Origin of the sequence: Methylobacterium sp. J-048 (assembly GCF_022829515.1) — a bacterium.
Lineage (GTDB): Bacteria > Pseudomonadota > Alphaproteobacteria > Rhizobiales > Beijerinckiaceae > Methylobacterium.
Genome location: NZ_JAKSYL010000031.1, coordinates 1 through 5,275 on the forward strand (window position 1 = coordinate 1; position 5,275 = coordinate 5,275).

The window sequence follows — 5,275 nt, forward strand, 5'->3', positions numbered from 1 at the left end:
GTCCTTGTGAGACCAGCACGTCGACCTGACGCAGCTTACTCACGATCTCCTCAGGCTTGGGTCGTTGGGCCATCGGTTCCGTCCTCTGTCGGCTCAAAAGCCATACTTCAGGGCGGACCACTTCAAAGGGGGACGATCAGGGCCGGTGGCAGGCCCCCCTTTTTGGCCGGGACAGACGCGCTGTCCAGGCAAGCCCGGCTCCAGTCGATCTCCCCTGCTGCGTGCAGGCGCTCCAGCAACACGTCATGCAGACGGCTCCAAACGCCCGCCGCCTGCCAATCCCGCAGTCGCCGCCAACAACTCATGCCAGAGCCGCAGCCCATCTCGGCCGGCAGCATTTCCCACGGCAGCCCCGAGCGCAGCACGAACAGGATGCCCGTGAGTGCGGCCCAGTTCTCGATCGGACGACGCCCGCCCTTCGGACGCGGCCGAGGCGGCGGGAGGAGCGGCGCGATCTCATCCCAGAGATCATCGGGGAGAAGCGGTCTGGCCATGCCAAACCAACGCTGAAACCCCGCTCGGTGCCGTTCTGTTAGGCGCTCTAAGCCCCAGAGCCCTTCGGTGCCGGACTGATGTTATCCTACGAGCGCATGATCGCGCCACACTGCTATTATAGTGCCGTTAACCTCGTTTGGCTTCGGCATCGGCACTCAACGGCGGCTATTAACCACTTCGTCATCTTCGTTAAATCTTCATTGACGGGATGCGGCAACTTGTGAGGAAATACGTAGGCGGGTGAGCGCCCGCTGCGTATTGAGGCTCCTCATGATTCGGGTCGCGATGTGGTGGCTCTCCTCGCGCCAGCCGGGGCTCAATGGAGCCCTCCTCGCGCCGCTGGCGCTGCTCGCCGGAACCGGCTCGGCCAGCGCCCACGTGAAGTGGTTCTGCGCCTACGATGTCGCCGGGCAGCCACGCGGCCTCGAACAGGTGCTCTGCCCGGACTTCGAGTGGCTCACCGGCCTCGCACTGGTCTGCCTGATGTTCGGCTGCCTCGCCGAGGGGACGCCGCTGGGCGGCGCGCTGCTTAACGCGCTCGACCGCGTCACCACACGCATCCGCACCGACACCGAACTCCTGGTGCGCGCGACCCTCGGCTTCTTCCTGGTCTCGCTCTGGGGTCTCGGCGGCATCATCCTGACCCCGGAACTCAAGACCGACTTCGCCTGGGTGCCGTGGCTGCAACTCGCCATGGCCGCCTGCCTGATCTGGCGCCGGACCATACCGCTCGCAGGCGCCGGTCTCGTGTTCCTGTTCGGCTTGGCGACATGGCAGTACGGCGTGTTCCACCTCGCCGACTATCCGATCTTCCTCGGCATCGCCGCCTACCTCGTCCTCCAGGGCTTCGACCGGCAGCCCTTCGGCGTCCGTCCGCTCGACATCGTGCGCTGGACCGCCGCGATCACCTTGATGTGGGCCTCAATCGAGAAGTGGGCCTACCCCGAGTGGACGGCGCCGCTGCTGGCCGCCAAGCCCGAGATGACCATGGGGGCCTCGCCCGCCTTGTTCATGCAATCGGCGGGAGTGATCGAGTTCACCCTGGCGTTCTCGCTGATCTGGACGCCCCTGGTGCGGCGGGCCTCAGCGATCATCCTGACCGCAATCTTCGTCTCTGCGATCTTCGAGTTCGGCAAAGTGGACGCGATCGGCCACTCCGGCATCATCGTGGTGCTGCTCGGCATCGCCGCCGACGATACACGCCGCGCGGTTCGGGTGCGGGATGTCGCCCTCGTCCCGGCTGGGTATGGCGCCGCGCTCGCGGTCTTCCTAGTCCTGTACTACGTCGGCCACGAGGCCCTGTTCGGCACCGCGGTCGTGCTCGGGAACTGGCCGGTGATCTAACTCTGGCTACGCAGTCACCCTAGCGTCGGCCTCATCGATCTACTCGACATGGACGGTGAGCTTCATCTTAGGATGGATGCCGCAGAGTACCAGGAAATCGCCGCCCTTCGGAAAGCTGATGACGGCGCTGGTGCCGGGATCCTGATCACCGGAGTCGTAGGTGAGATCGGAAGCGTCGATGTAGGCGTGGTGGATCAGGTCGGCGGCGTCGTTGACAACGGTGATGTGCTCGCCGGGATGCAGACCTATCGCCCCTGGTCGGAACTGCCTGCCCTTCTGCGAGATGACGTGCTCGGCGTCCGGAAGCGCGGCGACGGCAATGCCGACGAAAGACAGCAGGATCGTCATGCTCAGAAGCGCCTGCCTGCGCACGCCCTGGCTGCATCTATGCATGAGTACAGCCAACAGCTGAACAGCTTCAAGTGGCGTGAGGGTGCAGGTTCGGCACTGAAGATCCCATTAATTTCAACTCAAAGTCAGCCAGGGTTCGCAATCCCAAATCCGTGATTGTTGAGGTGGGTAAACTGGGGAACCGCATGCGCACGGCAGCCCGTCGAAGCGCACAATTGCCCGATCAGCCCGGATGTTACATTTCATTATTCCTGAAAAGTTCACGCTGGCGTGATCGCAGCGGCAGCGCCATCTTACGGACTACATTCGTTCGACCCAGCGATACAGCCCTACTGGGCACACAATGCAGATCCGCCATGCGCTAACAGCCAGGATCGCTCTGAGGCTGAGGCGCATTCAGCCTGGGCAGCAATTGCTGCGGCGTGGAGCGTGCCGTGTACAACCTCTTCTTCTCGTCGTTGATGCTCGCGATCGAGGCCCAGCGTGTGGTCGAACTGCGGTTGGTCCGGCTCGCCTGGGGCGGCAGCGAGGGGCTGGCCGAGGCGCAGTCCATGGTGATCGAGAAGATGCAGGCTGCCGGCGAGGCCATGACGACGCTGATGACCGGCGGCTCGCCCGAGATGGTCATCGCCCGCTACCGCGAGCACGTCGCCTTCAACACCAAGCGTCTCACCGCAGGCTGACGGTTGTGCCGCTTTTCGGTGAGCCCGGCACGACCTCTGCGTCTACTCCCTCGGACACTTCGCCGACACTCCGGGGAGCTTCATGCCATTGAAGACGACGCCACGTGTCCGACCGGGTATCTCCGAGGTCGATGCCGCGGTGGGTACGCTCACGGCCTTGGTTCTGGCCATCGAGCGCACGCCGAGCGCTCCCAAGGCTGTTGACCATCGGTCCGCGATCCGACGACAGGGCCGAGTGCTGGCGGCTCTGGGTGGTCCTGACATGATGGAAGCCGGCCTACAAAAAATCGCAGAGCTATCGCCAGCCTATGCAGAAGCGCGGCGGGCGATCATCGCCGCAGAGTGGGCCAGAACCAGCGCATCGATACGGTGAAGCTGGCCTATGGATTGAGAGCTTACTGGAGCGTTCCACGCTGCACGGCTTTACGCCCTGCTAACCCTGAAACACCACGGTCACGCGCCTCATCGCAAGGATCCGCGCATGACCATGAGCTAGGTGCGCGAAAAAGGACCGTCCGGGCGTCCGACCTGTTCCCGGTCACCGAGGATGCGGCGTCCCGATGCGATGATCTGGATCACCTCCCGTCTGTCGCATTCCTGGCGGGCTAGGACCTCCAGGTCGCGCAGGTAGACGATCACTGGCTGGCGCACGTGCGCGTGTTGCCGCAGGACCGGCTCGACCTTGGCGGTGACATGCTCGGCAAGCACGTCCCAGAACTCAGGAGGCTTCGCAGACTCGTCTCCCATTCGACACGCTCCTTCTGCGAAGTGCGACCTCGTTAGGCATGAGTTCGGGGGCAAAAGCCCACAGCCAACGGGACCGCCCGATATGGATCCGGTTCGGCCGACATAGCGGATGGGTAGCGTCGCCTAAATTACCTGCGTTAGATCGAGGTCGTGGCGTGGCAGCGTTCCTTGGCCGATGATGCCCCAGTCGTCGTAGCCCGTGGCGCTCGCCGGGAGGGGCGAGTCGACAATGTGGATTAGTGACGCCAGTCTAGCTTCATCACAGTCCCGCCGCGATCGGCGCGCCTCCTGAAGGCAATGGCGGGGGCGGTCCGCCGAGTATCACGCCGTCCGGAGTACGCCGCGTGCTAAATACCCTGTTGGCCCTATTGGCCGTCGTCGTCATGGCCGTTCACGGCGTAGCTAAGCTGGTGTTACTGCCGTTCCGGGCACTGCGTGGCCTGTTCCGACACAGCGCCAAGCCAGCGCAGGTCACGGCGCGCTAACCGGATCCCGGCATCCTGCGCGGACGCCGGTGAGATAGACGACCTCCCCCGCCAGCACGTAATCAGATCGGGCGCCGGGGCCGAGCCGCAGGGCGGAAACCGTACCCAACTACAAGGGGCACCAGAAAATATAACATGCGTTGGAGTATTGAGGCCCTGGTGAGCGTCTCTCTGCGTGCGGTTCTTTCAGCCCGTTCCGCATAGGTGCGATACGCCGCCCGGATCAAGGCGAAACGACCGCCGAAGAGCGCGTCGTGAACCATGTTCGATACCCTGATCCGCAAACTCAGCATCGCAGGCGGGCTAACCGAGGGCGACCACGAGATGTTGCGGCGCGTGAGTGTACGTAGCCGACAGGTCCCAGCCCGCCAGGATCTCACCACCGAGGGAGATCGGCCCGAGAACGTGCATCTCGTCCTCTCCGGCTTCGTCTGCCGCTACAAGATCCTGCCAAGGGGTCAGCGCCACATTACAGCCCTCATGGTGCCGGGCGACCTCTGCGACCTGCATGTGGCCATCCTAGATGAGATGGACCATTCGATCGCCACGTTAACCCCGTGCACCGTGGTGGCGATCCCGCGTTCAACCATCCGAGACCTGACCGAGAACCGTCCCCGTATCGCCCATGCCCTCTGGTGGGCGACACTCGTCGATGAGGCGGTGCTGCGCGAGTGGCTCGTCGGCTTGGCCGGGCGAGAAGCGCCCGAGCGCATGGCGCACCTGTTCTGTGAACTGCTATTGCGCATGCAAGCGGTCGGCTTGGCGGAGGAGGACGGGTATGCCCTGCCCTTCACCCAGATTGACCTCGCCGATATGCTCGGTCTGACGCCTGTTCACGTGAACCGCACATTGCAGCACCTGCGGTCCGAAGACCTGATCGTCCTCAAGAAACGTCGCCTTGAGATCCCAGATGCCGCTCGGCTGAAAGCCTTCTGCGGCTTCGACCCAACCTACCTGCATCACACTCCGCGAACAAAAAATCTCAATTCTAATCAACACAAGCTACAAATATCAGCTTCATGATGAGGTAGAACCAGACACATCGCTGATCGAACATTTGGGCGTCAGCGGCTGAGAGATGCGAGTGCTCCCGCCTGAGCGAGGCCGGATATCTCATGCCGCATTATTTCTTCGACACCGACGACAGCCTCTTCTGCCATGAGGACGACG

General features: G+C 63.2%; 6 protein-coding genes and 1 pseudogene. 4 read left to right on the forward strand and 3 right to left on the reverse strand.

The genetic code is table 11. The features are described from left to right. Window positions 1-135: 135 nt before the first annotated feature. Window positions 136-494 (reverse strand): annotated as a pseudogene (locus MKL09_RS00910) (transposase); the annotation flags it as partial. A 286-nt stretch (window positions 495-780) separates the two neighbouring features. Here MKL09_RS00910 and MKL09_RS00915 point away from each other — a divergent pair. Next, complete coding sequence (locus MKL09_RS00915) at window positions 781-1,839, forward strand: hypothetical protein (protein ID WP_409566885.1); 1,059 nt, start codon at window positions 781-783, stop codon at window positions 1,837-1,839. Between the two features lie 39 nt (window positions 1,840-1,878). Here the strand turns inward: MKL09_RS00915 and MKL09_RS00920 are convergent, their stop codons facing one another. Continuing rightward, complete coding sequence (locus tag MKL09_RS00920) at window positions 1,879-2,187, reverse strand: methylamine utilization protein (protein ID WP_244017104.1); 309 nt, start codon at window positions 2,185-2,187, stop codon at window positions 1,879-1,881. Between the two features lie 437 nt (window positions 2,188-2,624). Here MKL09_RS00920 and MKL09_RS00925 point away from each other — a divergent pair, with 437 nt between their 5' ends. Together MKL09_RS00925 and MKL09_RS00930 are read left to right on the forward strand one after the other, a co-directional pair. Further along, entirely contained in the window at window positions 2,625-2,873 is a 249-nt protein-coding gene (locus tag MKL09_RS00925; RefSeq protein ID WP_244017106.1) for a hypothetical protein, read from the forward strand. Window positions 2,874-2,955: 82 nt separating this feature from the next. Then, on the forward strand, window positions 2,956-3,246 hold the full coding sequence (locus tag MKL09_RS00930; RefSeq protein ID WP_244017108.1) for a hypothetical protein: 291 nt from the start codon (window positions 2,956-2,958) through the stop codon (window positions 3,244-3,246). A 119-nt stretch (window positions 3,247-3,365) separates the two neighbouring features. Here the strand turns inward: MKL09_RS00930 and MKL09_RS00935 are convergent, their stop codons facing one another. After that, window positions 3,366-3,620, reverse strand: a complete 255-nt coding sequence (locus MKL09_RS00935) for a hypothetical protein (protein ID WP_244017110.1) — start codon at window positions 3,618-3,620, stop codon at window positions 3,366-3,368. Window positions 3,621-4,366: 746 nt separating this feature from the next. Here MKL09_RS00935 and MKL09_RS00940 point away from each other — a divergent pair. Further along, a complete protein-coding gene (locus tag MKL09_RS00940) occupies window positions 4,367-5,128 on the forward strand; it encodes a Crp/Fnr family transcriptional regulator (RefSeq protein ID WP_244017112.1) in 762 nt (253 codons plus the stop codon). Window positions 5,129-5,275 lie beyond the last annotated feature (147 nt).

Excerpts from the sequence above, each read along its gene's own strand:
- MKL09_RS00915 (WP_409566885.1), top strand. The coding sequence starts at position 781 with ATGTGGTGGCTCTCCTCGCGCCAGCCGGGGCTCAATGGAGCCCTCCTC.
- MKL09_RS00920 (WP_244017104.1), bottom strand. The coding sequence starts at position 2,187 with ATGACGATCCTGCTGTCTTTCGTCGGCATTGCCGTCGCCGCGCTTCCG.
- MKL09_RS00930 (WP_244017108.1), top strand. The coding sequence starts at position 2,956 with ATGCCATTGAAGACGACGCCACGTGTCCGACCGGGTATCTCCGAGGTC.
- MKL09_RS00935 (WP_244017110.1), bottom strand. The coding sequence starts at position 3,620 with ATGGGAGACGAGTCTGCGAAGCCTCCTGAGTTCTGGGACGTGCTTGCC.
- MKL09_RS00940 (WP_244017112.1), top strand. The coding sequence starts at position 4,367 with ATGTTCGATACCCTGATCCGCAAACTCAGCATCGCAGGCGGGCTAACC.